The sequence below is a fragment of the Haloprofundus marisrubri genome, from assembly GCF_001469955.1.
GTDB lineage: Archaea > Halobacteriota > Halobacteria > Halobacteriales > Haloferacaceae > Haloprofundus > Haloprofundus marisrubri.
The window spans coordinates 366346-392764 of record NZ_LOPU01000029.1; the positions used below are offsets into that span (position 1 = coordinate 366346).

Sequence of the window (26419 nt, forward strand, 5' to 3'; positions counted from 1 at the left end):
ATGGGGTTCAGTACGAGCGCCGCCGCCACCATCATCTTCATCGGCGTTCTGCTGAGCTTCGGCTTTCTTTACCCGGTCGTCGAACAGAACCTCGAAGCTCACACCGAAGCGTTCGACGACAGGGACGACCGTCTCCTCACCCAACGAAACACCGATATCTCATTCGATAGCACCACGTATGATTCAGCTGACGACACGCTGGTTGTCACTGTCACCAACACCGGCACCACGACGCTCCGAATAGACGAAACTGATCTCCTCATAAACGGGGAGATACAGACCGGATATCCCACGAGAATCGGTGACACGCCCGACAGAACGCTGTGGGTGCCCGACGAGACACTTACCATTACTGTCGAGGAAGTCGCTGAACAACCGGACCGCATCAACGTCGTCACTGGACTGGGCGTCCAAATCTCGACAAGCGTTGGGGAGAGTTCCTAAATGTCCAGTAACGGTGGCATCACCCAACTCGTATTGTTCATTGCGGCACTGACCGTTGCTGCCGGCGTTGCCACCACGCTTACCGCGAACGTCAGTGACCTCAGTAGTTCGCTCGATACCCGTGGTGACAGTATCGTCGAGGGAATCGACACCGACGTTGAAATCATCAGCGACCCGGGAAGCCCTGAATCGATTTACGACAGTACCGACGGTGAAATTACGTTGCTCGTCAAGAACACCGGCGAGCGGACGCTCGCAACCGATAGAGGCATCGACCTCCTCATCGACGGCCGACTCATCACTGGTGTGAACGTTGAAGTTATCGGTGGTACGTCGGCGTGGCAGCCCGGTCAAACGGTGAGACTCACCGTCTCGGAGACGCTTGACCCCGGCGAGCACCGCGCAGTCGTCCGTGTCAACGGCGACTCGGCGGAGATGATGTTCTACATCGAACAACCCTAACCAGAATCATGAACGGATACTACTCACTCGGACTGACGGACCGCGACCGAATCGACGCCTCCTTCGGCGGCGGACTGCCGCGAGGGAGTCTCGTCCTCATCGAGGGCGGTCACGGAGCAGGCAAGAGCGCACTCACCCAACGGTTCTGTTACGGGTTCTGCGAAACCGACCACTCCGTGACGTACGTTTCGACGGAACTGGAGGCGGCCGGGTTCGTCTCGCAGATGCGCTCGCTGTCGTACAGCGTCGTCAGCCACATGCTCGCCGAACAGATGTTGTTCCTGCACGCGGACGTGGACACGCGCGAACGGATGGACGGTCAAGACGCAGGCTCCGACGACCGCGAGATGCTGACGCGACTGATGCAGGCAGAGACGATGTGGCGAAGCGACGTCGTCATCATCGACGGCTTCGACTCGATTCTGCTTCACGACCCGCGCTTCGAGGCCATCAGCGACGCCAACGACGAGGACGACCTGATGCAGAATCTCATCACGTTCTTCCGACAAATCGTCACTGACGGCACGACAGTCGTCTTCACCGTGAACCCCGAGTCACTTAGTCCGAACACGCTCCGCCCGCTGCGCACCGTATCGGACGTCTACCTCGACATCCAGACCAAAAGCGTCGGCAGTGAGATTCGCCGTAACGCGCTCGTCCGGAAGTTCGGTGGGATGGGCGAGCAAGTCGACGACAGCATCGGGTTCTCGGTCCAGTCGGGCCGCGGCATCAGTATCGTGAGTCGGACGGTGGCCTGAGATGTCGGACCTCGGAACCACGAAACTCTCCGGGGAACTGCGTTCACTCGCACAGAAACACCCACATCTCGACGAACACCTTCAGCGCTTCCGCGCCGAGTACAACGAGTATCCCGTCTACACCGAAGAACTCGACGACGAACACGAGGTGCGTCGCCCGAACGTCCTCTACCCGACGGTGAAAAACGACCACCCCGTGTTCTGCCACGTCTTCGGTGATACCGGCGTCCCGACGAAGTACTACGCCATCGAACCGTCGCTCGACGATACTGACCAGGCGACGTACCGCCGGATTCGACAGCGCATCCTCGACGAAAGTGTCTCGCGCCCTGCACCCGGCGACATCGAACAGTTTCAGGCCCACCTCGACGAACTGTTGAACGAAGTCGTCACCGTCGGCACCCCGAGGACGCGTCTCGGGTCGTTGCTCAGTGGACGCATCACCGTCCGCGAGGAGACGTTCCACACGATTCGCTACCTCCTTCAGCGCGACATCGTCGGCCTCGGCCCCCTCGCACCGCTGATGGGCGACCCCGAGAACGAGGACATCCACGTTATCGGCCCGCACGAGTGTTTCACTGACCACGGGACCTACGGCATGTTGCCGACGAGCATCGACTTTGGGTCACCCGACGAGTTCGAAAACTGGCTCCGAAACCTCGGTGAACGGATGGACACACCCATCAGCGACTCGAACCCCGTCATCGACTCTACCCTCCCAGACGGGTCGCGTATCAACATCATCTACTCCGACGACGTGAGTATCAAAGGCCCCTCGCTGACCATCCGGCAGTTCAACGAGGTTCCCCTCTCGATTCTCCAGATTACGAAGTGGGGGACGCTCAGCCCCGAGATGTCGGCGTACCTGTGGCTCTGTCTCGAAAACGACCAGACCATCTTCGTCGCCGGCGAGACGGCGTCGGGGAAGACGACGACGCTCAACGCCATCCTCTCGTTCATTCCGCGCGACGCCAAAATCTACACCGCAGAGGACACCGCCGAGGTGATGCCACCGCACAGCACGTGGCAGCAACTGCTCACGCGTGAGGGACAGGGTAGCGACGACAGCACCGACGTGGACATGTTCGACTTGGTCGCGGCCGCACTCCGTTCGCGCCCCGACTACATCATCGTCGGTGAGGTCCGTGGTGCGGAAGGACGGATGGCGTTTCAGGCCGCCCAGACTGGCCACCCCGTGATGCTCACCTTCCACGCGAGCGACATCGTCTCGCTCATCCAGCGGTTCACCGGGGACCCCATCGCCGTCCCCGAGACGTTCATGGGTAACTGCGACCTCTGCGTGTTCCAGAACCGCGTGAAACTCGGCGACGACATGGTTCGACGCGTTACGAGCATCCAAGAGATTGAGGGTTACTCCAAGCAGGAAGGCGGCGTCGTCACCCGGCAAGTGTTCACGTGGGACCCAATCGAGGACGACATCGTCTTCACCGGGATGAACAACTCCTACGTGCTCGAAGACCGCATCGCGCCGCTTCTCGGTTTCGAGGACTCGCGGAAGATATACGACGAACTACTGCGCCGCGCGGAGATAATCCGGCGACTCATCGACGGGGACGTCCTCGAATACGCCGAAGTGAACCAAGCTATCGAGACGTTCCAGAACGACGGCGTCGAGGCGCTCCCGATAGATATCGCGGGACTGACCGAGGTCGGTGGGCGGTAAGCGGTGGCGACGATGGACGGCGGTTCGGGGTCGAATCTCGACGACGCGGACTCCGGAAGCCAGTTCGACCTCCAGCAGATGCTGGAGTCGCTCGAACGCGGCTACTACACGATGGACATGCCGTACGAGCGGTATCTGTTTTTTATGCTCTTGCCCTCGCTTCTGTTCGGGCAAGCGACCTTCATCGCCGTTCTCGCAATCGAACCTCCGCTACCCGTCAGCGGGCCGCTCGTTCTGCTGTCGTTCTTTATCCCGGGTGTCGCACTCGTTTATCCGCAACTCATACACGACAGAAAACGAAAGGAGACCCGAGAGAAGTTCTACCTCTTCATCACCCACATTACGGTGTTATCGACGACGAACATCGACCGGGTCGAAATCTTCCGGACGCTCGCACGCGAGAAGGAGTACGGCCCCATCGCCGAGGAGATGGGCCGTATCGTCGCCCTCGTCGACACGTGGAACCAGAGCCTCGACGACGCCTGCCGGATGCGCGCGAAGTTCGTCGCCAGTCCGCTGATGGAGGATTTCCTCGAACGGTTGGCGTACTCCGTCGGCGCGGGCCAGCACATAAGCGAGTTCCTCCTCAACGAGCAGGACTCCATCATCCAGAGTTTCACCACCCGGTACGACAGCCAACTCGACCGACTCGGACTCGTCAAAGACGTCTACATGTCGGTGAACCTCTCTGTGACCTTCGGTCTCGTATTCGCCATCGTCATCCCGTTTCTCATCGGCATCAACCCGACGTCTGCGCTCATCGCCGTCATCCTCGGGTCGATTTTCGTCCAGGTGATGTTCCTCTACGCGATGAACAGCATCGCACCGAAAGACCCAGTCTGGTTTCAGAGCGAGATGTCGCTCGACCGCAACGTCCGTGTCCGCACGAGTCTCGTCGTCGGTGCTGGACTTGCCCTGGCGCTCACCGCCGCCTGCTACGCCGCTCTCCAAGGAATGTTGCCTATCGAGGCCGAGAAGATTCCGCTGCCAATCTACGTGGCGATTCCGTTCACGCCGCTTCTACTTCCCGGGGTCGTGATGCAACGAGAGGAGAAGCGAGTGAAGAACCGCGACGAAGGCTTTCCCTCGTTCATTCGTGCGCTCGGTGCCGTAGAAAGCGTCAAACAGAGTTCGACGTCGACCGTCCTCGCCAGTCTCAAAAAGAAGGACTTCGGGTCGCTCACCGAGAACATCTCGAACCTCTACCGGCGACTGAACATGCGTATCGACTCCCAACAGTCGTGGACGCACTTCTCGGCGGAGACGGGGTCGTACCTCATCCAGAAGTTCAGCGACATGTACGTCAAAGGCCGGCGGATGGGCGGCGAACCCCGACAGTTGGGGACGCTTATCAGCCGAAACATGACCGCCGTGTTGAACCTTCGCCGCAAGCGCGCACAGGAAGTCGGGACGGTGCTCGGCGTGCTGTACGGCGTCGTTCTCTCCAGTACGTTCGCCTACTACGTGGCCCTCGAAGTCGTCCGCGTGCTCAAGGAAATCTCGACGGAGATGGACGTCGACTCGAACATCGTCGGGTCGCTTCTGAACCCCTCGGTGTACACGATGCCCGAAATCGAGTTCTTACTCCTCGTCGCTATCGTCGTCAACGCGTTCTTCGCGTCGATGATTATCCGCGTTATCGGCCGCGGGCACTCGATGACGTCGCTGCCGCACTTCGCGTTGCTCGTCTGGTCGAGTTCCATCGTCGCCGTCATCACGAGCGAAGTCGTCAGCTCGCTCATCGCGTTCTAACGCTGTTCTCCTCTCAAATATTCGTTTCATCAATAGAGTTTCGCAGTCTACGAAACGTATTTAACAGGTCACCCCAATCACTCGGGCGAGGACACTGACATGCAACGAGACCGTTCGGTCGACAGCGAGCAGACGAAACCATATCTCGGCAACATCCCCCGCGACGCCGCCGAGAACGTCACCGCGATGGAGTGGGCACGGTATCTCGGCCGCGAGTTCGGGCCGACCGGTGCGATAAACGCGCTAGCGTACTACCGCGACATCGATTGGATTAGCGAGCAGGCACGACGCCTGATGATTCGTCACGTCCGCGGCCTCTCGCTCGAAGAACTCGACAGAGTCAGCGACGACGGCGTCGAACTCGACGGCACGCTCGACTCCCTTGCTGGGTCGCCGTTCGAACGCCACGCGAAATCGCTGGAGTTCATCGCCAAGATGGCCGGCACGGACGTCGAATCCGACCTCGTCTCGTTGCGTCACCCGGACGAACACACGGTCAACTGAGTTCTGGACATCGCTCGTCGTCCGAGCGGTCTTTCGACGCTTCTGTACACATCGTTTTTCGAGCGTCTGCCGTCTTTCTCGTAGGAGATTCCAATATGTTGAACTATTATATCCACAACCTCCCTCCGTCTCTGCATGCTGGTGGCTGGCCTCATCATGGTCGTGGGACTGCTGGGCGTCGCGGTGATAACACAGCGGTACGGCTATCGCCTCGGTGGCACCATTACGGTCGGTGTCCTCGCCGTCTACACCCTCAAGAACGTCGTGATGTTGCCAGTGTTTCTGTTGAGCACACTCATCGCGTATATCGGACTCTCGGTGCTGAAGGAACGAACCCTCATCTTCGGGCGCAGTGAACTCGTCGCGTCGATTTTCATCGGGTCTGCGATTCCGTTGGCGATTCTCGTCGCGCTGTCGGGCGTCGTCGGCGACCGTTTGCGTGCGGTGGTGTTCATCGGGAGCATCCTCCCGGGTCTGGCCGCGTACAACTACCACCAACTGAAACCCCAGTACAGACTCCCCGACATCGCAACGGCGACCGGTCTGTACGCCGGACTGCTCGCGCTCGGATGGCTGCTCGTCACGCCGGCGACCGCACAGACACTCGGTACGCTGACTCCTCCCGTCCTGTTCGCCGACACCGCCGACATCGCAGTGTACAAGGGTGCAGTCACCGCTACAGCCACCGAACCGGTCATCATTCAACGGACACTGCTCGTCGTGTTGTTGCTCGCTGGGATGGGTCTCTCCGAACTCGCCCGCAGTCGGTTCGGTGTCCGACTCGGCATCATCTCGTTGGCACTGCTGGCGGTATACGCACTGGCGAGTGCGTGGCTCGTCGCCCTGTATCTCGTCACCCTACTCGCCTCCTTTCTGTTCATCGAACTGCTGCACCGCCGGACGTTGCTGTACGGACGAGTGCTCATCGGCCTCGGAACCGCGTTCGCCGTCGTCCTCGTCGTCCCACTGGCTGTCTACTCGCCAGTCGTTCGCGGTCTATCCGCGTTCTTCGTCGGCATCCTCGCGGGGGTCAACGCCTACAACCGCCACGTCACCCCGTCGGCCGAGCGTCCGACTCGGACCGCACTCGTCGTCGCAGTGTTTCTCCCGCTTTTCGCACTGGCGCTGGCCGTCGGTGACCCACTTTCGGGGGCGCTCGTCACCGAACTCACCCCCGTGGTCGGAGTCGTACTCGTGGCCGGCACGCTCGTCGCCGCCGCCGTCGCGTTCTCCCGACACGTCGAACGGCCGTCCGACGAGGACGTGTTTCGCAACTCCGTTCTCAGTGGGGGTGATGGGACGTGAGCGACTCTACTGAGATAGCGACCAAGGAAGCCGAACTGGACTCTGCGGAACTCTCCGCGAAAGAGACCGAGTTCGCGGTGTACCGACGAGGAGACGGCTGGCACTGGCAGTGGGGGCTTCCGGACGGTGACGTCGCGTTCGCGTACAGCGGCCACGCTGCCGACTCGCCCGCCGACGCGGCGGCGAACGTCGACCGGGTGCGCGCACTTACGTCCCGAGAAGGCATCTACAGCGGGTACGTCTCCTTCGAGGTCGGTCACACAGAAACCGGCGAGTTGGACTGGCGACTGGTCGACGAGAACGAGGCGGTTCTCGCCATCGGTGCGACGACCCGTGACAGCTACGAGGCGGTCGAAGCCGACATCGAACGGTTCCGAATCGCCGCCGAGACGGCGACCGTCCATCTTCATCGTCCGGCGGACACCCGAGACGTCCTCGACGCGAACAGTCTCGTCGTTGACGAGCGACCGTCGATTTCTGCGGTGGTTCGCTCACTGCCGTCGCTTCTCGGACGGGGAACTCACCATCGACGAACTCTGGCGAACATCGAAAAACGCGTCGTCGTCTCTGGAATTCGGGGCAAATCCTCGACGGTTCGCCGACTCGACGACATCTTCTCGCGGCGCGGATACGACACGCTCACGAAAATCACGGGCAACCACCCCGTGACCATCCACAACGGCGAAGTCATCCCTATCGACCGCCGGGGAACACGGACAACGCTGTACGAGAACATCCCCATCCTCCGGCAGTTCGGACACTGGTTCGACCAGAACGAGACGGGTGACGTCGCTATCGTCGAGAATCAAGGCATCACCGAATACACGACTCGACTGTTCAACCAGCGGTTCGTCCAACCACACGTGGTCGTGCTCACGAACGTCCGCCTCGACCACAACGACACTCTCGGCGCGGACAGACAGCGACTCGCGCGGTCGTTCGCCCGTTCGATTCCCGCAGGAACACACGTTGTCAGCGGCGAACAGCACCCGGTTTTGCACGAGTATCTACGCGAGGAAGTCGAAAGACGCGGGGCGACAATCGAGCAGGTGTCGATTCCCGAACGGCACCGAAGGCTACTCGGCGCGGAGACGGTCCACGCGCTGGACGCCGTGCTTCGGTCGTTCGGCCTACGGGGGTTGAGCGACGCGCAGTTGGACTCGTATCTCGACGGAGCGCAACCGAACTGGATTCGACTCCCGAAGGGCCGCGTGTTCAACGGTGCGGAGGTAAACGACATCGAGAGCACCGAGATGGTTCGACAGGCGTTGGCCGGCGACGACCGTGTGTTGCCGTTCGTCTACCTCCGTCGTGACCGGCGGGGACGAACCGCATCGTTCGCAGAGTATCTGAACGTCTTAGCCGACCGCGGCGTCATCGACCGTGCACGGGTGGGCGGGTGGAACGCCGAGACGTTCGCCCGCCACGTGGACGTCCCCTGTACGACGCACGACCGAGACGAAAACGCGGGCGCGGTGCTTGACGAGATGCTCGCGGAGGGCGACCCGGTTCTGTTGATGGGTAACACCGTCGACGAGTTCATGCGGGAGATGGAACAGGAGATAATCACACGTGCCGGTGCCTACGACACACTCGACGAAGCAGTCGAGAACGATACTGCCGACGCCGTCGTCGAGATGGTCGACCCGGTCTCCGCACAGTGGGTCGAACAGGGTGACGACTGACGGGTCGGAACTTCGAGGTGGTTCGGTTCGGTTCGGCTTCGACCTCAGAGAACAGCGAACCGGTAGACGACGCTCAGGAACGCGCCACAGGCGATAGCGAGGCTGATGAACAGCGCGGCGAACAGCGGGTGACGAGCGGCGTCGAGAACCGTTCCGTCGTCTTCGAGTTCCGCGCTGATAATCATCGCACGCACGACGGCGAACACGACGGAGGCGAACACGACGAGGGCGAGGGCGGCGACGCCGACGATGACGTCGTCGCGGTTGAACTGGAACATGTAGCCCATCGCACCGAGTACGAGCCCGGCGAGGAGTCCGCTCACGGTTATCGCTGCGGCTTTGACGTTCGCGCTGAGGTCGTCCGAGAAGTTGAGCGCCTTGGTGTGGAGGGATGTACTGTCTTTCGTCGACATGATTCTGTGGCTGATTGTATGCTGAGAGTGATAGATGATAACTGCTCTGGTTGTGGGGGCCTATCGGTGACGGTCACAGATAGTTATCGACGTGGCAACGGCGACAACAAGACGCTGGACAGACGACGCAGCGAGTACAGAAGTGCCACCAGCGTCGGCGCACAGAGGGCGAGGTAACCCACGACCCAACCGGAGACGTGTACTTGACCGACCGTCGAGAGACCGACGGCGTCTCCCGAAACCGTCAGCACCGTCCCAGAGACGACCATCCAAGCGAACACGACCGCTGGAAGCGTCCAGAGGTAGTGCCAACTGCTCGGCGAGACGCGGTAGCGACGGCGATACCGGTCTGCCGCGGAGAGTTCGCCCAAATAGTGAATCAACAGCAGGTAGCAGGCCGGCACCGTGATGACCGCGACGGCCGCCGAGAGGATTGTCATGTGGTCGGAGATGTGGACGCTCACGAAGGGAAACAACGCCGCCGTCGGCACCAACCCGACGAGTGAGAAGGAGGCGACGGTGACGAGTGCACCGGCGGACCCCGAATCCCGAACCCACAACTCGCCGGTGTCGGCGAGGTGGTCGCGGCGCCACTGGAACAGCCGAAACGCCAGAAACCGCGCACACAGAAGCGTTGCGAGAACGACGACGGGGTCGGCCGCGACGCTCGAAAGCGTCGACCGAACCGAGACGCCGTACACGACGACGCCGATGAACGCCATCTCGACGAACAGCAGCGTCAACAGGACGCCCGTGACCGCCCACATCCACGGCGAGACAACCCACGTGAACGTCGGGCGAGTCGCGCGACGCGGTTGCGGTCTGTTGCTCGTCCGACCCGACGTGACCGTCTGTGACTCCTCGTCTCGGAGTTCCACGTTACAGGCTGACCTCGGCGATGACGGTGAGCACGACGAGGATGAGTCCGAACAGCAGCAACGGTGCGACGTTGAGCGGTACTTCCGCTCGGTCCCTCGCACCACCGACGAATCGCGCCACCGATAGCAGCGCGCGGACGTCCTCTACTTTCATTGACTACGACAATTCACGTAACGATATTAAGCGCTTCTCTAGCTATCGGTTCGATATCAGATTACAATACGTTCACGAACATTTATAGGAACGTCCGAGAGACGGTCGAACGAATCGAACGATGCAGTTACTCACCGGTCTGTTCGTCGGCCTCGGCCTCGTAACGGTCGGTCTCTCGTTTCTCCGCCTCCTGCGCACGAACCGGACCGACGCGGCGTACCTGCGCGTCATCGAAGGCTGTTTCGCCGCCGTGCTCGTCGTCTCCGGGTTCGGATTGATGTTTGTCGCGCTGTTGGGTTGACCGAGAGCGACAGAGCCATCTTCTGAGAGCCGATACGAAGGGCCATGCCAGGGAGAACGCCCACCGCGTCGGACCCCGAGAGTCGGTACGGTTTCGACGAGAGTGGCAGTTCAATCGCCCAGCGACTCGCCCAGTTCGTCCCACAGTCGCTGGCGCGTCGGGGGCTGTCGGTTCGACTCTCCGTCGACCGAACCCGATACGAGCGAGGCGAACCCGTCGAGTTCACCATCACGATACGGAACCGACTCCCCGTGCCAGTGACGATTGCGACGCCGAAGCGACGGCTCTGGGGGTGGACCATCGACGGTTTGCTGGAGGGCAGTGACGAGACACGGTATATGAGCGACAACCCCGGGACGTTCGCGTTCCGCGGCAAAGAGACGAAAGTCGTCGAGCGGACGTGGAACGGTCGTCTCAAACACGTCGGCGACCGGACGACGTGGGAACTGCCCGAGCGTGGGACACACGAACTCGCGGCGTTCGTCGCAACCGGCGACGGACGACTGCGGGATACAGTAGAGATAACACTCGAATAGGGACGCGACGAGTAGCGACGAAACGAGAAGCGAAATCCAAGGCGAGAAACGAAAACCGAACGACGAGAGACGGCGAAAAGTGAGGCGCGAAGTCGAGCCGAAATCAGTCGGCGTTGGCGGTGCTCTCGATACCGTCTCTGTGGAGGTGACACGCCGCGTGGTGGACGTCCATGCCGTGCTCCGTTTCGACGGTGTAGTCGGGCTTCTCCTGTGCGCAGATGCTCGGTTCGGCGAACGACTCCTGTAAGAGTGTCTCGGCTTGGTCCCACTCCTCGCTGAGCAGCGAGTCGAGAGCCGTCTCGACGGTGTCGCCCGCCTTGCCGCTGGGGACGCCCTGTTCGAAGAACTCGCTTCGGAGTTGCGCTTCGCCCTGAACCTCGAACGTCCGACGCTTGACCGCCCGGGTGAAACGACGGACGTCCGCCCACTCCCGTTCGGTCATATCGTACTCGTCGGGCGCGATGAGTTTCGGACAGCGCGTCCGGAACCGGCAGCCCGACGGTGGGTTGATTGGCGACGGCACGTCGCCTTCGAGCAAGCCACGGCGGCCTTTCGACCGCGGGTCCGGAACCGGAATCGACCCGAGAAGCGCCTGCGTGTACGGGTGCTGGGGGTTCTCGTACAGCTCTTCGGTTTCTGCGAGTTCGACCATCTGACCGAGATACATCACGGCGACGCGGTCGGAGATATGCCGGATGACAGAGAGGTCGTGGGCGATGAACAGGTAGGTGAGACCGAACTCGTCCTGCAGTTCCTGCATCGTGTTCAGCACCTGTGCCTGAATCGAGACGTCGAGCGCCGACACGGGTTCGTCACAGACGATGAAGTCGGGGTTGACCGCCAGCGCCCGCGCGAGATTCACCCGCTGGCGCTGCCCGCCGGAGAACTGGTGGGGATAGCGGTTGTAGTGCTGTGGGTCCAAGCCGACCTTCTCCAGGAGTTCGCGGGCGCGCTCCTCGCGTTCACCTTCGTAGAGGTCGTGGGCACGCATCGGCTCCTCGACGATAGTCCCGACCTTCATTCGGGGGTCGAGACTCGACTGCGGGTCCTGGAAGATCATCTGCATGTCTTCGCGCTGTTGGCGCAGTTCTTCGCCGGAGAGGTTGGCGATGTCACGGCCGTTGAAGTAAACTGCTCCATCGGTCGGTTCGACGAGGTTCAGAACCGACCGCGCGAGCGTCGACTTCCCACACCCGGACTCGCCGACGAGTCCCAGCGTCTCACCGCGCTCTATCTCGAAGGAGACGTTGTCGACGGCTTTCACCTTCGGCTTCGGCCAGATGCTGTCGAACAGCCCCGACCCCTGCGAGTAGTGCTTGGTCAGTCCCTCGACGCGCAGTATCGTCTCGCGGTCTTCGCGTGGTTCGGTCTTCGTTGTCGTGCTACTCATTGCTCTCACCTTGTGCTTCGATGATGTCGCCACCGAAGGCGGCGGTCGCCTCCGTATCCAACGGTTCGGAGTCCTCGTAGCCGACGCTCTCGTACTTCACGCAGGAGACGCGGTGTGGGTAGCCCTCCGGGCCGCTGACGTCTTGGTACACCGGTCGCGTCCGCCGACACACTTCGCGGGCGTCGGGACAGCGGGTGTGGAAGCGACAGCCCGGCGGCGGGTTGATTGCCTCGGGCATCACGCCCTTGATGGGGTTGAGTTCCTCGACGGTTTCGTCGGGCCGCGGCATCGACTTCAAAAGCGCCTGCGTGTACGGGTGTTTCGTGTCGTGGAACAGGTCGTCGACTTCGGCCTGTTCGATGATTTCGCCGAGATACATCACGTTGACGCGGTCACAGATTTCGGCGACGACGCCCATGTCGTGCGTCACCCAGACGAAGCTGGTGCCGTATTTGTCCTGCAGTTCGTCGACGAGGTCCAGAATCTGACCCTCGACGGTGACGTCGAGCGCCGTCGTCGGTTCGTCGGCGATGATGAGACTCGGCTCGCACGACAGCGCCATGGCGATGAGCACGCGCTGGCGCATCCCGCCGGAGAACTGGTGCGGATAGCTGTCGTAGCGTTCTTCGGGTTCGGGGATGCCGACCTCCCGAAGCATGTCGATAGCGATTTGCTTTGCCTCCTTGCCGGAGACGTCGCGGTTGATTTCGATGAACTCCTTCAGTTGGCTCCCGACGGTGAACACCGGGTTCAGCGCCTCCATCGGGTCCTGGAAGATGATGGCGATTTCGTTGCCGCGAATCTCGTCGCGCATCTGCTTGTTCGACAGCATCTCGTCGGAGGGGCGGCGCTCGCCGTCCGGGCCTTCCTCGAAGTCGATGATGACCTGGTCGCGGTATTTGACCGTCCCGCCGACGACTTCGCCGGGTTCTTCGACGAGTCGCATGATGGAACTCGTGGCGACGGATTTGCCCGCGCCGGACTCGCCGACGAGGCCGACGAGTTCTCCTTCTTCCACCGTGAAGCTGATGCCGTCCACCGCGCGGACGACACCTTCCTCGGTGAAGAACTGTGTCTGCAAGTTTTCGACGGTGAGTAGTGGTTCTGCCATCAGTTGTTGATCCGTGGGTCGAGTGCGTCTCTCAGGCCGTCACCGACGAGGTTGAAGCCGACCACCGTGATGAGGATGGCGAGGCCGGGCCAGATGCTGAACCATGGGTCCGGCAGCAGGTACTGCCGGGAGGACGAGAGCATCTGTCCCCACGACGCCGTCGGGGGCTGTGCTCCGTAGCCGAGGAACGAGAGGCCGGCGATGATGAGGATGTTGATGCCGACCTGCAGCGTCGCCTGAACGAGTACGGGCGCGAAACTGTTCGGGACGATGTGTCTGAGGATGATGTTCCTGTCGCGTACCCCAGCGGCTCTCGCCGCCTCGATGTAATCTTCCTCGCGGACGCTTAACACCCGCGAGCGTATGAGGCGTGCGAACGTCGGAATCGTGGCGATACCGACACCTATCATCGCGTACGTGAGGTTACGCCCGAAGGCGGCCATGAACGCGATGACGAGCACGAGGAACGGGATGGCGAACAGGGTCTCCGCTGCACGCATCAGCGCGTCGTCGATCCAGCCACCGTAGTAACCGGCGACGGCACCGACGAGCGTCCCGAGCACCAGCGCAATACCGGTCGAGACGATACCGACCGTGATAGCGATGCGCGTGCCGTAGAACAGACGCACGGCAATGTCGCGGCCGCGGTCGTCCGTGCCCAGCGGGTGCGCGAGCGTGCCGGGTTCGGTCGGGTAAATCTGGTTGGTCAGTCCGTACGGGGGGAGCAGAATCTCCGCCTGTGCGGGGTCACGGTTGGGGTGATACCAGAACGTCTGCGCGAACCAGTAGTCGAGGAAGACGCCGTCGATGTACGCAAACAGCGCTATCGCGGTCATGACCGCGACGATTCCCAACCCGGCCAACGCCGTCGGGTCGCGTTTGATTTGCGAGACGGTGTACCAGAGGCCGACGCGGGCCTCGAACTCGTCTTCCTGCGGGTCGTCGACCGCGTTGCCGTCCGAACCGTCGATGTTCTGTGGAGTGGATGTATCGGGTGCCATAATCAGTCACCACCGTCGAAGGAGACTCTCGGGTCGACGTACGCGTACGAGAGGTCGGTGATGATGACACCGACGACGAAGACGACACCGAACATCAGCGTCGTCCCCATCACCAAGAGGAAGTCCTGGTTCTGAATCGCCGTAATGACGAGTCGTCCCATCCCGTTGATGTTGAAGACGGTCTCGGTCAGAACGGCACCGCCCAAAGCCGTCGTCAACTGGAGGCCGACGATGGTGATGAGCGGGAGCTGTGCGTTGCGGAAGGCGTGTTTGCGGAGAATCTTCCCCTCACTGACGCCGTACGCACGGGCGAGTTTGACGTACTCCTCACCGAGCACTTCCAGCATCGAGGAGCGCTCGATGCGGGTGAACGCCGCCATCTGCAACGTACCGAGCGTGATAGTCGGCAGTATCAGATGCTGGATTGCGGTGATGATGACGTCTATCTGGTTCGACGCCCCGTCGACCGTCGACGGGTCGGCCCACGGCATCACGAGGCTCGTCGCCGGTAACACGTTGAGGTTGAACGCGAAGATGATGATGAGCATCAGGCCAATCCAGAAGGATGGCGTGCTCACACCGAGGAGCGCGACGACGCGCGAGATGTGGTCGGCCGGCTTGTTGCGACGTTTCGCCGAGATGATACCCAGCGGAATCGCGGTAACGAGCGCGAACGTAAAGCTCGACACCATGAGCAGCATCGTAATCGGCAGCCGCTCCATGATTTTCTGCGTCACCGGCACGCTGTAGTAGAGGCTCTCACCGAGGTCGAGCCGGATTACGTCGAACAGGTAGTTGAAGTACCGAACGTACAGTGGTTGGTCGAGGCCGAACTTCGCCCGAATGGCGGCGGCCTGCTGTGCACTCGGCGACGGGCCGAGCATGATGCTCACCGGGTCGCCCGGAATCGCATCCGTCAAAAGGAACGTGATGGTCACGACTCCGATGAGGACGGGTATCGCCTGGAGGAGCCGGCCAATCGTGTATCTGAGTCTACTCATTGCTGTCTGTCATCCCTGATTGCAGCCTGCGGCGGTACGGTTGTGAATGTTTTCCACGGCAAGTATCGAAATACGTAACGAAGAAGACTCGGGCTGTGGCGAGTCTACTTGTTGACCGAGACGTTGTTGTGGTTCGACGTGAGGTGGAAGCTGTCCACCGGGTGTTCGGCGAAGTCGTTGACGTACTCCTTCACGCCGAAGCTGTTCTTGAGGTTGTACGCCGGCAGGTGTGCGCGGTCCTCGAGGACCGTGGTGATACCTTCGGTGTACAGCTGTTTGCGCTGTTCTTGGTCGGCCATCTCGCGGGCCTGAACGAACTTTTCGGTCGCCGTTGCGGCGCGTTCGCTGGAGTTGTGGTAGAACGTCCCGTCGGTGACGCCGAGGGTGTCCTCCGTGGCACCGAACATGTAGTAGGTGAACGCGTCAGGGTCGGGCGTTCCGGACCAACCGAGCGTGTACATGTTGTAGTCGTCTTCGTTACCGGAGACGTACTGCTCCAGGAACGCACCCCAGTCGAGGCGCTGGACTTCGACGTTGTTGAAGCCGGCTTCCTGCAGCCCGTTCGACACCGTGACACCGATCTGTTCACGCTTGTCGTCCGGCGGCACGATGATGCGCCACGAGTAGTCTTGGCTGACACCAGCTTCCTCGAACAGGCTCTGGGCCTGGTTGATGTCCTTGCCGTGCGGAATCTGTTCCCACTGGCCGACGTCGAAGCCCCACTCGTCGGCGAGCGCCGCCGGGAGCGGACTGTACTGACGGACACCCGTCGGTTCGACGTAGTTCGAGACCGCCTGGTCCATGTCGAAGCAGTAGTCGACCGCCTCGCGGACGAGGGGGTCCGTCGTCGGACCGTTCGCACAGTTGAACGCCAGGTAGAAGTAGCCGATACCGGGCACTTCTTGGATGCTTGCGTCCTGAATCTGCTCGACCGTGCTGTAGAGCTGTGGCGGAATCTCTTCGATGATGTCGTTTTCGCCCTGGCGGAGCGTCGTCACACGGGTCGTCGCTTCCTCGACGGGAACGAACTCGACACCCGAGAGGTTCGGCATCGGCTCGCCCCAGTAATCGTCGTAGCGGCTGATGCGGACGTACTGTCCTTCCTGCCACTCGTCGAACTGGAACGGACCGGAGCCGACGGGCATGCTCGTGCTGAACGCGTCGGGGTCCTCTTCACGGACGGATTTCGGGACGATAGGCCACGCGAGCGTCGTCGTGAACGCACCGTACGGGTACGAGAGGTTGAACACGACCGTCTTCTCGTCCGGCGTGTCGATGGTGTCGATCATGTTCACCTCGGAGGCGTTCTCGGTCTCCTCGTTGACCGGTGCCTCGAAGGAGTACTTCACGTCCTCGGAGGTGACGGGGTCACCGTTCTGGAACGTCGCGTTCTCCTCGATTTGGAGGGTATAGACCGTACCTTCATCATTTACTTCGGCCTCGCTCGCTGCGAGTGCCGGAACGAGGCCCGTCGACTCGTTGTACTCGTAGAGGCCCTCGAAGATTTGGCTAGCGACCTGTTCGGAGGGCACGTCGTTGAGGACGATGGGGTCGAACTCCAGTGGGCTCTTGACGAGACCCATCTTGAGTTGACCGCCCTGGGAGGACTGTCCGCCGTCGGAGCCGTCGCCGCTCTGGTTGCCGGAGCCGTCGCCGCTCTGGTTGCCGGAGCCGTCGCCGCCGTTCCCACCGCTGGAACAGCCAGCCACGCTCGCGATACCTGCGACGCCGAGGCCTTGCAGCATACGACGCCGATTGATCAGTTGAGAGTTGTTATCTTTCGTCATGCGCTGTCACATCACTCGCGAAGGATACCAGTTCGTCTTTGCCGATTATATAAATACCTAACGCTCTGTGGACGTATCTCTCAACAGAATTTAACAATTACCACCAGTTCTGGACGGTTGTTGTCCTCCGAGCGCAGATTCGCTTTGATTCTATTCTAAATGGTTGTACAGGTGCTTTATCTTCGACTCTCATCCTCCAGTTGGCTCGGATTTCCGGCAGTGTAACGGTTCATTGAGCCACCGTCACGCGCTTTTACCCCTTGGCACAACTACGGTGCGAAGAAACTAACTGAAAATACAACTGCAATTGTAGATAAATTAGAAACATCGGCGAAATTCCTCGTCGAATCTGGCCTCGCGCAGCGAAACCAGATACGAGTGTCACCATCGGGTTCTGCTCCTTCGAGTAGACAGAACAAAGGGTCAGCCACGTCCAGACTCGGTATGCGACAGTTCATCGTTATCGGGCACGATGCTCCCACGACGCCGTCGTTCTCGCTGGACGATATCGCCGGCGGTGCGGGCCGTCTCGACGTTCTCTGTCGGTGTGTCAACTCCGCGTTCTTCCTCTCGCACGCGATACGAGAGGACGTTCGGGTACATCTCGTCCTCGGTGACGAGTACACCGTCCGATTCGAGGGCAGCGAACTCAGACGACTGAACCCCGACGAACGAAGCACCGCGGCGCTGATTCGGAAGGCGCTCGACGCCCGCGAGGAAGCCATCGGTCACATGCCCGCCGAGAGCAGTCCCGGCGTCTCGCTGTATCGGATGGGGTTCGAGGCGACGCTCGACGCCGTCGCTGCCGACTCGACGGTGATGCAACTGCACGAGGAGGGAACCCCCGTCGTCGACGTCGAACCTCCCGAAAATCCGGCGTTCGTCCTCTCGGACCATCACGATTTCACCGACGAGGAGGCGTCACTGCTCGACGCCAGCGCTGACGAGCGAGTACGTCTCGGCTCCGAAATCCTCCACGCCGACCACGCCATCACCGTCTCGCACAACTATCTCGACACCGAGGCGTACACGCGATACTGATGCCCGACGACGACTGCCCGGACTCTCCGGAGTTCGACTCCCGGTTCGACGTTCCGCTCCGCGGCGTCGATGTGGACGGTGAGACGCGGTGCGACCACTACCACACAGACCGGGACGTCATCGCCATCCAGTTTCCCTGTTGTGGCGTCTACTACCCGTGTTTCGAGTGCCACAGAGCGATAGCCAACCACGAGGCGATACAGTGGCCCCGAGACCGGTTCGACGAACCGGCGATACTGTGTGGGGTCTGTGGCGAGCGGCTTTCGGTCGAGACGTATCTCGACTCCGGGTACAGTTGCCCCGCTTGCGACGCCGAGTTCAACCCCGGATGTCGAACCCACGCGCACCTGTACTTCGACACGGCGTGACGCGGTTTCTGTTCTTTCGCAACCCTTAAACATCGGCCCGGGCAACTCAGTCGTGCGGGCCGGTGGGGTAGCTTGGTATCCTTCGGCCTTCGGGTGGCCGTAACCGCAGTTCGAATCTGCGCCGGCCCACTTCTCCCGCATTCTCGTCTCGACGAGCGTCGCGTAGCGCGCGAGTCATCCTCCGAAATGCGATTGTGTGGGTGCCGCAAAGATTCGAGCCAGCGAGACGAGCGAAGCGAGTTTCGCCGAGTTCGAATCTGCGCTGGCCCACTTCTTCCGCATTCTCGTTTCGACGAGCGCCGTCTATCCGGCATCGACCATGAATCGGGTGCTTCCGCCAAGTTCGGCGCCGTTAGGGTACTCGTACCCCCGACAAGGAGTACTTGTCTGCGATTCACTTACCGGATATCACGACCGAGAAGCCAACAACACCAGTTTAGCGCCGGGTAGCTGTAACTTCTGTAGAAATCAAAACAAAGTCCGCCTTTACGCCCCGATATATGTGTAATGCCAGACTTAACGGGTGAAAATCAACAGTGCCTTAATGTCTTTTCGAGTAGAACGGTGAGTCATGGCTAAAAGCCGTGGGACGAAGGAATCGGTGTTGATTCCCACCGGACTCGGGCCGTCACGCACGTATCCGACGATACGGTCGCTCGGTCGGCGCGGAATCAACACCATCGTCGCGTCGGAACACGACAGCCCACCGGTGTTCGCCTCCCGGCACTGCGGAGAGCGACTCTCCGTCCCGGCCCCCGACACCGACCTCGTCGGTTACAAGAACGCCCTCCTCGGCCTCGCCTCACGCCCGGACGTCCGAACCGTCATTCCGGCGCGTGAGGAGGACGCCTACGTGTTCTCGCGGTACAAAGACGAGTTCGACGAAGTCGTCGACATGGTCGTTCCCTCGTTCGAGGTGCTACGGCGCTCACAGGACCGACTCCAGTTGGCCGACGCGGCGGAGAAAGCGGGTGTTCCGGTACCGGAGACACGACTGCTCAGCGACGTCGACGACTGGGACCCCGAACTCATCATCAAATCTCGGTACAATCTCCTCGCCGACGGCTACATCGACGGCTACGACCCGAAGGAGTCCTCGAAAGTCAAGAGCATCAAACACCTCTCACCGGGCGAGTGTCCCGACATCGACGCCGTTCTCGACGAGATGAAACACGACCCCATCGTTCAGGAGTACATCAAAAGCTCCGACGAGTACATGTTCGCCGGTCTGTACGACCACGGCGAACCGCTGGCGACGTTCCAACACCGGCAGGTTCGCGGCGACTCGTACGTCGGCGGCGGCGGCGTCTACCGCAAGTCCGTCTACATCGAGGAGTTAGAGGAAGTCGCGGACAAACTGCTCCGTCAACTCGACTGGCACGGCCTCGCGTGCGTGGAGTATATGCGCGACGCCGACACCGGCGAGTTCGTCCTCACCGAAATCAACCCGCGGATGTGGCAGTCACTGCCCGCGACGGTCCACGCGGGCGCGGACTTCCCGTACTACTACTGGCAGGCGGCAACCGGCGAGAAACACCGTATCGAACCCAGTTACGATATCGACAGCGGGAGCCACTCGCTGCGCGGCGAACTCGGCTACGTGCTCAGCCTGTTCCGCGACGAGTCCCCGCACGTCGAACGACCCGGACTCGGTGCAACGGCCCGCGAACTGTTCGCGTCGTTCTGCGACGACCCGTACCTCGACTACACGCACGCCGACGACCTCGGCCTGTTCGTCAGTGGTGCGAACCGGATGCTCCGAAACCGACTCCGGAGCTCCGGTTAACGGTGGTCTCAGGCCGGCCGTCACACCGAGAACAACTGAGTAACCGACCGGACGGCCGAGAACCGAGAGTGGAGAGACCGAACGCGGACGCACCACGCCGCCGTCGGAACCTTCTTCGTGGTCTCCGCGACAGATAGCGTAGTTCGATGGTAACGAAACGCACCAGTGCGGCACTCGTTCTCGCGGGCGTCGTGCTCTTCGTCGGAATGGTCGTCGTGAGCGCTGCCACCGCCCCGACTATCGGGGCGACGCGGAGCGACGCCGACCGGTCCAACGAGACGGTGCGAACGCTGGTCGGGTCGCAGGGCGGCGGCCCCGGCCTCCACGAGTACGGCAGCGTCTACCTGCTCGAAAACGAGGAAGTCGCTTGGCGACTCGCCGACGCCGACAGCTACTTCGACGTGACGATGCTCGACAACGGCAGCGTTCTCGCGGGGTTCATGGACAGCGGCTACACCGACTGCGGGCCGTACGACTCGCCGTGTACGCACACCGGTTTCCGCGTCATCGAACCCGGCGAGAACCCCGAAGTCGTCACCGAGTTCAGTTTCCCCGTTCGAACGCGCGAGAACAGCGAAATCCACGACGTCGAACTGCTGCCCTCCGGTGAGTTCCTCGTCACCGACATGGAGTACGAGCGCATCATGACGGTCCGCGGCGGCGAAATCACGTGGCAGTGGAACGCCAGCAGTTTCTACACCGACGGTCCCACCGACCCGACGACGGAGGACTGGCTACACATCAACGACGTGGACCGCATCGGCGAGGACCGCTACCTCGTTTCGGTGCGTAACGCGAACCAACTGGTCATCGTCGAACGCGGTGCGGGCGTCGTCGACGTCGTCAACGCCGACCCGAACCCCGAAGACGGCCGCGTTGGCGACCCGTCAGTGTTGCGCCGACAGCACAACCCGCAGTGGCTGGGCGAGAACACGATACTCGTCGCCGACTCAGAGAACGGACGGGTCGTCGAAATCCACCGCGGCGACGACGGCGAATGGAACGTTGCGTGGGAACTCACTCAAGCCGAGGGAATCGAGTTCTTCTGGCCGCGCGACGCCGACCGCTTGGAGAACGGCAACACGCTCATCACCGACTCCGCGAACCAGCGCATCGTCGAGGTCAACGAATCCGGCGCAGCCGTCTGGAGCGTGCAGACACGCTTTATCCCGTACGAGGCCGAGCGCCTCCCCGAGGGCGAGACGGTCGGCGGAGAACCGTACACCGATGGCGCGAGCGGGTCCATCGGCGGTGTCTCCGACGGCGTTCCGGGAGTCTCCTTCTTCTTGCAGGTGCTTCGGACGAGCATGCCGCTCCCGTTTTGGGTCGCCGAGATTCACCTCGTCGTCACGCTCGTCTCTCTCGGGTTGGTGTTCGCCGGTCTCGGCACGGCCGGGAAATCCACGCTGAAGAATCGACGCCGCGGTTGACCGCGCTCCACGTTCACGACGACCACCCGACATTATCATCCCGGGTAACGTAGTTCGAATATGGTCCGACGACGAATCGGTGCGCTCTTGCAACTCGTGTTTTCAGTACTTTTGTTGCTGTTCGAGCGGTGGGTCCGCGAAGAAGCCGCAAAGCGCGGTGAACCGGTCTCGTCGTCGCCGAAAACGATTGCTTCCAGCACGCTGTACCATCTGGGGTATCTGTGGCTGCGTGACCGCGACGTCGGCGGCATCCGGACGAACCGACTCCGAGCGTTCGGGTTCCAACTGGCGCAAAGCCGCCTGTCGAACCGCCTGTTCCTGCAGTCCGACGACGGCGAACACGACTATCTCCTCGGTTTCGCGCTTGCGACCATCGGCTACCGACTCTGGTACGGAGTGCTTCGTCCACTTCCCGGCAGCGAAGACTGACCGGACGAGCTTCCGACACTCGGCAACAACACATCGACCGGGCGATTTTTCGACTCGCCGGCGAACCACGAGACGTGAACGACGACGCCGACACCACCGACCACACCGACCACACCGACTCGCTCGACTGGGAGACCACCGACTCCCGAATCGACTACTCCTGTCCGGGGTTCGACATCCGCATGGACGACGTGCGACTCCCCGACGGGACGGAGACGGATTTCCATTACGTCGACGAACCACCGGCCGTCGTGATTCTGCCCTTCACTCCCGACGGCGACGTGGTCGTCATCGAGGAGTGGCGACAGGCGGTCGACCATGTCAACCTCGGACTGCCGGTCGGCGGCACCGAACCCGACGACGACGACTTCACCGCCGCGGCACGACGCGAACTCGCCGAGGAGACGGGCTACGAAGCCGATTCGGTCGAAGAGTTCTACGTCGCCGAACCCGCAAACGGCATCGCCAACTCGGTTCACCACTACTTCGTCGCCCGCGGGTGTGAACCGACCGCCGAACAGGAGTTGGATTTCAACGAGAGCATCCGCCCGACGACGATGCGCTACGACGACCTGCTCGCGGCCGTCGTCGACAACGAGATTCTGGACGCGAGAACGTCGCTCGGCGTGTTGCAGTACGAACTCGCACGGCCCTAAATCGCGAACTCGGACTCAGTTCGCACTCAGTTCGCACTCAGTTCCGTTTCACGCTCTGCCAACTCGCGATGGTCTTCGTCGGTTTCGAGTAGGTATCCGAGGCGACGCTCGAACTCCGCTTCGTCGATATCGCCGTCGGCGTAGCGTCGCTTTAACGCCTCGTAGGCGTCCGACTCCGTCGTCTCGTCTTCGGACTCCATCCGGTCACGAATCGCGTTGGCAACGGCGGCGGAGGCCTGAAAGCCAGTGGACATCGACGCGGTCACGACGCCGAACAGTCCGAGAACCGCCAGTGCGAGCAACGCGACCAGGGGTTGACTCGTCACAACTGTGGAGACCGCATCGACGACGACCAGCATCACGAGCAGCGACCCGAGCATCGCGGCGGGTTTCGACCATTCGGGGAGGGCGTTCATACACCGCGGTTCATGTCGGTAGTGTATAAATTTCCCGCCAGTTCCCTCTTGAACCGTCGAACGCAACCCTTACCGACGCGCCGCCGAAACGCGGCGATATATGCGCGACAGTTTCGAGCAGCGGCAGGGTGACACGGCCGGACGTATCGGCCAACTCACCGTGCCGCGTGCCGGCGTGACGGTGGAGACGCCGGCGCTTCTGCCCGTCGTCAACCCCAACGTCCAGACGATTTCGCCCGCCCGACTCCAGTCGGAGTTCGGCGCGGAGATTCTCATCACGAACTCCTACATCATCCGCAAAACCGAGGAACTCCACGAGCAGGCGCTCGATGTGGGCCTCCACGAGATGCTCGACTTTTCAGGGGCGATTATGACCGACTCGGGGTCGTTCCAGTTGGCCGAGTACGGCGATATCGACGTGACGACGACCGAGATTCTGCAGTTCCAGAAGGACATTGGCTCGGACATCGGCACGCCCGTCGACATTCCAACGCCACCGGACGTCTCCCGCGAGCAAGCAGAGGAAGAACTCGAAATCACTGAGCAAGCACTGGCCGACGCCGAGGCGTTCGACGCGGGCGAGATGCTCGTCAACGCACCCGTGCAAGGGTCGACCTATCCCGACCTCAGAGAACGCGCCGCCCGCCACGCCGACGCGACGAGTCTCGACGTGTTCCCCGTCGGGGCCGTCGTCCCGCTGATGAACGCCTACCGCTACGACGACATGGTCGACGCCGTCGCCGCCGCGAAACGTGGCCTCGGTGCCGACTGCCCCGTCCACCTGTTCGGCGCGGGTCACCCGATGATGTTCGCACTCGCCGTTGCCATGGGCTGTGACCTGTTCGACTCCGCGGCGTACGCGCTGTACGCCCGCGACGGTCGCTATCTCACCGTTCGCGGCACCGAGCACCTCGAAGACCTCGACTACTTCCCGTGTTCGTGTCCGGTCTGTTCGTCGCACACGCCAGACGAGGTTCGGAGTGCGAGCAACGCAGACACCGAGCGCCTGCTCGCCGAACACAACCTCCACGTCACGTTCGCCGAGATTCGCCGCATCAAACAGGCCATCCGCGCCGGAAATCTCCTCGAACTCGTCGAAGTCCGCGCCCGCGGCCACCCGGCGATGCTCGACGGCTACCGGGCGCTGCTCGACCACGCCGACCAACTGGAGGAGTCCGACCCCGCGGCGAAAGGGTCCTTCTTCCACGTCTCTCACGAGAGTGCGAAGCGACCGGAGGTCCGTAGACACCACCGCCGTCTCGCCCGTCTGGACCTCACGGCGTACGACTCCGTTCTCCTGACCGAGGGCGGGACGCCCTCCGAGAGCGAGTACGACGCCGTCTGGAAAGTCGTCCCGCCGTTCGGTCCGTTCCCGGGAGCGCTCTCGGACACGTACCCGTTGAACGCACAGGTCCCGAACAGACTCGACGACGCCGCCCGCATGGCCGCCGCCGAAGGCGTTTCGGCACTCGTCGCCGACAACCCCGACGTGTCGTTCACGCTCGCGTACGACGACTGGTCCGACGCTGCGCTCGACAGCCTTTCCGATTCGGTTGCGCTCGACCCGCTGTCGTCGGTGTCGGACTCGCTCGAAGACGACGACGCCTGAGCAACACTGGCAGGTATTACCGCATAGTTATTGTCTATATTTTTAAATACACCCGTCCGAATCAACGAGTATGACAGACGCCCTCCGAGTCGCAGTCCTCGACGCTTCCGCGGGAGCCACAGAGCGGGTGAGCGCAGTCGCCGCGGAGACGGAGACGCTGTCGTTCGTCCCGACGAGCGACGCGAGCGGCGATGCGTTCGATGCACTCGGTTCTCGCGTCGACGTGTGTTGTATCGGGGCGGACGTGCTGGGGTCGACAGCCGACGCGACACCGGTCGAGGAACTGCTGGCCGCTCGTGGAAAAACGGCGCCAGCAGTCGTCGCTCTCGTTGCCGACGCGGACGTTCGGGCAACGATGCTCGACGCAGGCGTCGACGAAGCAGTGTCTCCAGACGCGTCCGCACGCTCGTTTCGGAGTCGGCTTCGGCGCGCCGCGAGACACCGGCAGGTTACCTGTGAGCGCTCGCTGTACGGGGCTGTCGTCGAGACGATGGACGACGGCGCTCATCTCGTCGCCCCCGACGGCGAACGGGTGTTTTTCAACCGGCGGGCCGCCGAAGTTCACGGCCTGCCGGCCGACGAACTCGCCGAACGGGCACCTGAGGTGTTCCGCGAGCGAGGTATCATGGACGACGAGACATTGGCGGCGTACGAGGAGTCGATGCACGCCGTGTTGTCGGGTGAGAGAGACCGAGCGTTCGTCGACGTCGAACTGGAGACGCCAGCAGGAAGCACCGTCGCCGAGACGAGGCTGACCCGCGTCGAAGCGTCTGACCCGGCGACCGGCGAGTTCGAAGGTGTCGTGGGCGTCACCCGCGACGTGACCGCACGCGTCACCTCCGAACGCGAACTCGAACGGACGAACGAGCGACTCGGCCAGTTGGCGCGCTTTTTCTCGCACGACCTCAGAAACCCGCTCAACGTCGCCAGCGGCTACGCCGAACTCGCGCGAAGAGAGGGCACCGACGAGCAGTTCGACCGCCTGCAGACGGCGCTCGACCGGATGGACGGCCTGGTCGGCGACCTGCTGGTTCTCCTCGACGAGGACGAACGCACGGTTCGGGAGTCAGTCCACCTCCCGACGGCCGCTCGCCACGCGTGGGAGACCGTCGAGACGGCCGACGCGACGCTCGTCGTCGAGAGCGATAAAAGCCTCCACGCCTCCCCGAGCAACCTCCGTCGCCTGCTGGAGAACGCCTTCGGCAACGCCGTCACACACGGCGGGTCGGACGTGACCGTGACGGTCCGCGACACCGCAGACGGGTTCGTCGTCGACGACGACGGTCACGGTATTCCCGCGGAAATCCGCGAGACGCTGTTCGAGACGGGCGTCTCCGGTGATGGGGGGACTGGACTCGGCCTCGCCATCGTCGCCACCGTCGCCGAGCAACACGACTGGACCGTCGCGTTCGAGGATAGTATCGACGGGGGTGCTCGCCTCCGCGTCGGCGATGTCGACGTCGACGGTGTCGACGCCTCACAGGCGGCGTCGAACAAAGCAAGATAGTTCACGCTCCG

Annotated in this window: 27 protein-coding genes and 1 tRNA gene; 19 read left to right on the forward strand and 9 right to left on the reverse strand. The window is 62.0% G+C overall.

The window, feature by feature from the left end; all coding sequences use genetic code 11:
* From AUR64_RS12225 to AUR64_RS12260, 8 genes are all read left to right on the forward strand, one after another.
* Positions 1 to 444: a hypothetical protein gene (locus AUR64_RS12225; RefSeq protein WP_058582228.1), complete on the forward strand. Its 444-nt coding sequence runs from the start codon at positions 1 to 3 to the stop codon at positions 442 to 444.
* Positions 445 to 906 (forward strand): hypothetical protein, encoded by a 462-nt coding sequence (locus AUR64_RS12230; RefSeq protein ID WP_058582229.1) that lies wholly within the window; start codon positions 445 to 447, stop codon positions 904 to 906.
* An 8-nt stretch (positions 907 to 914) separates the two neighbouring features.
* On the forward strand, positions 915 to 1664 hold the full coding sequence (locus tag AUR64_RS12235) for an ATPase domain-containing protein (RefSeq protein ID WP_058582230.1): 750 nt from the start codon (positions 915 to 917) through the stop codon (positions 1662 to 1664).
* Between the two features lies 1 nt (position 1665).
* Positions 1666 to 3348 carry a type II/IV secretion system ATPase subunit gene (locus AUR64_RS12240; protein WP_058582231.1) on the forward strand — a complete coding sequence of 561 codons (1683 nt, stop codon included), beginning with the start codon at positions 1666 to 1668 and terminating at the stop codon, positions 3346 to 3348.
* A gap of 12 nt (positions 3349 to 3360) precedes the next feature.
* Positions 3361 to 5100, forward strand: coding sequence for an archaellar assembly protein FlaJ (flaJ, locus tag AUR64_RS12245; protein WP_082230812.1), 1740 nt, complete (start codon positions 3361 to 3363; stop codon positions 5098 to 5100).
* 99 nt (positions 5101 to 5199) lie between these two features.
* Complete coding sequence (locus AUR64_RS12250) at positions 5200 to 5604, forward strand: FlaD/FlaE family flagellar protein (protein WP_058582232.1); 405 nt, start codon at positions 5200 to 5202, stop codon at positions 5602 to 5604.
* A gap of 135 nt (positions 5605 to 5739) precedes the next feature.
* Positions 5740 to 6909, forward strand: a complete 1170-nt coding sequence (locus AUR64_RS12255; protein ID WP_058582233.1) for a poly-gamma-glutamate biosynthesis protein PgsC/CapC — start codon at positions 5740 to 5742, stop codon at positions 6907 to 6909.
* The gene (locus tag AUR64_RS12260; RefSeq protein WP_071391272.1) at positions 6906 to 8594 is read left to right on the forward strand and encodes a hypothetical protein; all 1689 of its coding nucleotides are present in this window, start codon (positions 6906 to 6908) and stop codon (positions 8592 to 8594) included. The genes AUR64_RS12255 and AUR64_RS12260 overlap by 4 nt, the downstream gene beginning before the upstream one ends.
* Positions 8595 to 8638: 44 nt before the next feature.
* On the opposite strand, the gene AUR64_RS12265 is transcribed toward AUR64_RS12260, so the two are convergent.
* The 3 genes from AUR64_RS12265 to AUR64_RS20530 all read right to left on the reverse strand — a co-directional run bounded on the left by AUR64_RS12265 (position 8639) and on the right by AUR64_RS20530 (position 10039).
* Complete coding sequence (locus tag AUR64_RS12265; RefSeq protein ID WP_058582234.1) at positions 8639 to 9007, reverse strand: hypothetical protein; 369 nt, start codon at positions 9005 to 9007, stop codon at positions 8639 to 8641.
* Positions 9008 to 9090: 83 nt separating this feature from the next.
* Positions 9091 to 9885, reverse strand: coding sequence for a hypothetical protein (locus tag AUR64_RS12270; RefSeq protein WP_058582235.1), 795 nt, complete (start codon positions 9883 to 9885; stop codon positions 9091 to 9093).
* 1 nt (position 9886) lies between these two features.
* Positions 9887 to 10039 carry a hypothetical protein gene (locus AUR64_RS20530; RefSeq protein ID WP_155120601.1) on the reverse strand — a complete coding sequence of 51 codons (153 nt, stop codon included), beginning with the start codon at positions 10037 to 10039 and terminating at the stop codon, positions 9887 to 9889.
* A 121-nt stretch (positions 10040 to 10160) separates the two neighbouring features.
* Here AUR64_RS20530 and AUR64_RS12275 point away from each other — a divergent pair, with 121 nt between their 5' ends.
* A complete protein-coding gene (locus tag AUR64_RS12275) occupies positions 10161 to 10340 on the forward strand; it encodes a hypothetical protein (RefSeq protein ID WP_058582236.1) in 180 nt (59 codons plus the stop codon).
* A 44-nt stretch (positions 10341 to 10384) separates the two neighbouring features.
* Positions 10385 to 10876 (forward strand): hypothetical protein, encoded by a 492-nt coding sequence (locus AUR64_RS12280; RefSeq protein ID WP_058582237.1) that lies wholly within the window; start codon positions 10385 to 10387, stop codon positions 10874 to 10876.
* Between the two features lie 103 nt (positions 10877 to 10979).
* Here AUR64_RS12280 and AUR64_RS12285 read toward each other — a convergent pair whose 3' ends face one another.
* From AUR64_RS12285 to AUR64_RS12305, 5 genes are all read right to left on the reverse strand, one after another.
* A complete protein-coding gene (locus AUR64_RS12285) occupies positions 10980 to 12266 on the reverse strand; it encodes an ABC transporter ATP-binding protein (RefSeq protein ID WP_058582238.1) in 1287 nt (428 codons plus the stop codon).
* Positions 12259 to 13377 carry an ABC transporter ATP-binding protein gene (locus AUR64_RS12290; protein ID WP_058582239.1) on the reverse strand — a complete coding sequence of 373 codons (1119 nt, stop codon included), beginning with the start codon at positions 13375 to 13377 and terminating at the stop codon, positions 12259 to 12261. The genes AUR64_RS12285 and AUR64_RS12290 overlap by 8 nt, the downstream gene beginning before the upstream one ends.
* Complete coding sequence (locus AUR64_RS12295; protein ID WP_058582240.1) at positions 13377 to 14378, reverse strand: ABC transporter permease; 1002 nt, start codon at positions 14376 to 14378, stop codon at positions 13377 to 13379. The genes AUR64_RS12290 and AUR64_RS12295 overlap by 1 nt, the downstream gene beginning before the upstream one ends.
* Before the next feature lie 2 nt (positions 14379 to 14380).
* Positions 14381 to 15379 carry an ABC transporter permease gene (locus AUR64_RS12300; RefSeq protein WP_058582241.1) on the reverse strand — a complete coding sequence of 333 codons (999 nt, stop codon included), beginning with the start codon at positions 15377 to 15379 and terminating at the stop codon, positions 14381 to 14383.
* A gap of 104 nt (positions 15380 to 15483) precedes the next feature.
* The gene (locus AUR64_RS12305) at positions 15484 to 17166 is read right to left on the reverse strand and encodes an ABC transporter substrate-binding protein (RefSeq protein ID WP_058582242.1); all 1683 of its coding nucleotides are present in this window, start codon (positions 17164 to 17166) and stop codon (positions 15484 to 15486) included.
* Positions 17167 to 17610: 444 nt separating this feature from the next.
* Between AUR64_RS12305 and trmY the strand changes: the two genes are divergently transcribed.
* The 7 genes from trmY to AUR64_RS12340 all read left to right on the forward strand — a co-directional run bounded on the left by trmY (position 17611) and on the right by AUR64_RS12340 (position 22876).
* Entirely contained in the window at positions 17611 to 18207 is a 597-nt protein-coding gene (trmY, locus tag AUR64_RS12310) for a tRNA (pseudouridine(54)-N(1))-methyltransferase TrmY (protein WP_058582243.1), read from the forward strand.
* Positions 18207 to 18575 (forward strand): CHY zinc finger protein, encoded by a 369-nt coding sequence (locus AUR64_RS12315; RefSeq protein WP_058582244.1) that lies wholly within the window; start codon positions 18207 to 18209, stop codon positions 18573 to 18575. The genes trmY and AUR64_RS12315 overlap by 1 nt, the downstream gene beginning before the upstream one ends.
* 56 nt (positions 18576 to 18631) lie before the next feature.
* Positions 18632 to 18704: transfer RNA gene (locus AUR64_RS12320), tRNA-Pro, on the forward strand.
* A gap of 442 nt (positions 18705 to 19146) precedes the next feature.
* Positions 19147 to 20361, forward strand: a complete 1215-nt coding sequence (locus AUR64_RS12325) for a carboxylate--amine ligase (RefSeq protein WP_058582245.1) — start codon at positions 19147 to 19149, stop codon at positions 20359 to 20361.
* Between the two features lie 146 nt (positions 20362 to 20507).
* Positions 20508 to 21791 carry an arylsulfotransferase family protein gene (locus tag AUR64_RS12330; protein ID WP_058582246.1) on the forward strand — a complete coding sequence of 428 codons (1284 nt, stop codon included), beginning with the start codon at positions 20508 to 20510 and terminating at the stop codon, positions 21789 to 21791.
* Between the two features lie 60 nt (positions 21792 to 21851).
* On the forward strand, positions 21852 to 22220 hold the full coding sequence (locus AUR64_RS12335) for a hypothetical protein (RefSeq protein WP_058582247.1): 369 nt from the start codon (positions 21852 to 21854) through the stop codon (positions 22218 to 22220).
* A 74-nt stretch (positions 22221 to 22294) separates the two neighbouring features.
* Positions 22295 to 22876, forward strand: a complete 582-nt coding sequence (locus tag AUR64_RS12340; RefSeq protein WP_058582248.1) for an NUDIX hydrolase — start codon at positions 22295 to 22297, stop codon at positions 22874 to 22876.
* A 26-nt stretch (positions 22877 to 22902) separates the two neighbouring features.
* On the opposite strand, the gene AUR64_RS12345 is transcribed toward AUR64_RS12340, so the two are convergent.
* Positions 22903 to 23292 carry an SHOCT domain-containing protein gene (locus AUR64_RS12345; RefSeq protein ID WP_058582249.1) on the reverse strand — a complete coding sequence of 130 codons (390 nt, stop codon included), beginning with the start codon at positions 23290 to 23292 and terminating at the stop codon, positions 22903 to 22905.
* Positions 23293 to 23392: 100 nt separating this feature from the next.
* Between AUR64_RS12345 and tgtA the strand changes: the two genes are divergently transcribed.
* Both tgtA and AUR64_RS12355 read left to right on the forward strand, forming a co-directional pair.
* Complete coding sequence (gene tgtA / locus AUR64_RS12350) at positions 23393 to 24901, forward strand: tRNA guanosine(15) transglycosylase TgtA (protein ID WP_058582250.1); 1509 nt, start codon at positions 23393 to 23395, stop codon at positions 24899 to 24901.
* A gap of 70 nt (positions 24902 to 24971) precedes the next feature.
* Positions 24972 to 26408 carry a sensor histidine kinase gene (locus AUR64_RS12355; RefSeq protein WP_058582251.1) on the forward strand — a complete coding sequence of 479 codons (1437 nt, stop codon included), beginning with the start codon at positions 24972 to 24974 and terminating at the stop codon, positions 26406 to 26408.
* Positions 26409 to 26419 lie beyond the last annotated feature (11 nt).

Excerpts from the sequence above, each read along its gene's own strand:
- AUR64_RS12290 (WP_058582239.1), bottom strand. The coding sequence starts at position 13,377 with ATGGCAGAACCACTACTCACCGTCGAAAACTTGCAGACACAGTTCTTC.
- AUR64_RS12235 (WP_058582230.1), top strand. The coding sequence starts at position 915 with ATGAACGGATACTACTCACTCGGACTGACGGACCGCGACCGAATCGAC.
- AUR64_RS12230 (WP_058582229.1), top strand. The coding sequence starts at position 445 with ATGTCCAGTAACGGTGGCATCACCCAACTCGTATTGTTCATTGCGGCA.
- AUR64_RS12250 (WP_058582232.1), top strand. The coding sequence starts at position 5,200 with ATGCAACGAGACCGTTCGGTCGACAGCGAGCAGACGAAACCATATCTC.
- AUR64_RS12305 (WP_058582242.1), bottom strand. The coding sequence starts at position 17,166 with ATGACGAAAGATAACAACTCTCAACTGATCAATCGGCGTCGTATGCTG.
- AUR64_RS12265 (WP_058582234.1), bottom strand. The coding sequence starts at position 9,007 with ATGTCGACGAAAGACAGTACATCCCTCCACACCAAGGCGCTCAACTTC.
- AUR64_RS12275 (WP_058582236.1), top strand. The coding sequence starts at position 10,161 with ATGCAGTTACTCACCGGTCTGTTCGTCGGCCTCGGCCTCGTAACGGTC.
- AUR64_RS12330 (WP_058582246.1), top strand. The coding sequence starts at position 20,508 with ATGGTAACGAAACGCACCAGTGCGGCACTCGTTCTCGCGGGCGTCGTG.
- AUR64_RS12225 (WP_058582228.1), top strand. The coding sequence starts at position 1 with ATGGGGTTCAGTACGAGCGCCGCCGCCACCATCATCTTCATCGGCGTT.
- AUR64_RS12285 (WP_058582238.1), bottom strand. The coding sequence starts at position 12,266 with ATGAGTAGCACGACAACGAAGACCGAACCACGCGAAGACCGCGAGACG.
- AUR64_RS20530 (WP_155120601.1), bottom strand. The coding sequence starts at position 10,039 with ATGAAAGTAGAGGACGTCCGCGCGCTGCTATCGGTGGCGCGATTCGTC.
- AUR64_RS12280 (WP_058582237.1), top strand. The coding sequence starts at position 10,385 with ATGCCAGGGAGAACGCCCACCGCGTCGGACCCCGAGAGTCGGTACGGT.
- tgtA (WP_058582250.1), top strand. The coding sequence starts at position 23,393 with ATGCGCGACAGTTTCGAGCAGCGGCAGGGTGACACGGCCGGACGTATC.
- AUR64_RS12355 (WP_058582251.1), top strand. The coding sequence starts at position 24,972 with ATGACAGACGCCCTCCGAGTCGCAGTCCTCGACGCTTCCGCGGGAGCC.
- trmY (WP_058582243.1), top strand. The coding sequence starts at position 17,611 with ATGCGACAGTTCATCGTTATCGGGCACGATGCTCCCACGACGCCGTCG.
- AUR64_RS12325 (WP_058582245.1), top strand. The coding sequence starts at position 19,147 with ATGGCTAAAAGCCGTGGGACGAAGGAATCGGTGTTGATTCCCACCGGA.
- AUR64_RS12345 (WP_058582249.1), bottom strand. The coding sequence starts at position 23,292 with ATGAACGCCCTCCCCGAATGGTCGAAACCCGCCGCGATGCTCGGGTCG.
- AUR64_RS12255 (WP_058582233.1), top strand. The coding sequence starts at position 5,740 with ATGCTGGTGGCTGGCCTCATCATGGTCGTGGGACTGCTGGGCGTCGCG.
- flaJ (WP_082230812.1), top strand. The coding sequence starts at position 3,361 with ATGGACGGCGGTTCGGGGTCGAATCTCGACGACGCGGACTCCGGAAGC.
- AUR64_RS12240 (WP_058582231.1), top strand. The coding sequence starts at position 1,666 with ATGTCGGACCTCGGAACCACGAAACTCTCCGGGGAACTGCGTTCACTC.
- AUR64_RS12315 (WP_058582244.1), top strand. The coding sequence starts at position 18,207 with ATGCCCGACGACGACTGCCCGGACTCTCCGGAGTTCGACTCCCGGTTC.
- AUR64_RS12335 (WP_058582247.1), top strand. The coding sequence starts at position 21,852 with ATGGTCCGACGACGAATCGGTGCGCTCTTGCAACTCGTGTTTTCAGTA.
- AUR64_RS12300 (WP_058582241.1), bottom strand. The coding sequence starts at position 15,379 with ATGAGTAGACTCAGATACACGATTGGCCGGCTCCTCCAGGCGATACCC.
- AUR64_RS12295 (WP_058582240.1), bottom strand. The coding sequence starts at position 14,378 with ATGGCACCCGATACATCCACTCCACAGAACATCGACGGTTCGGACGGC.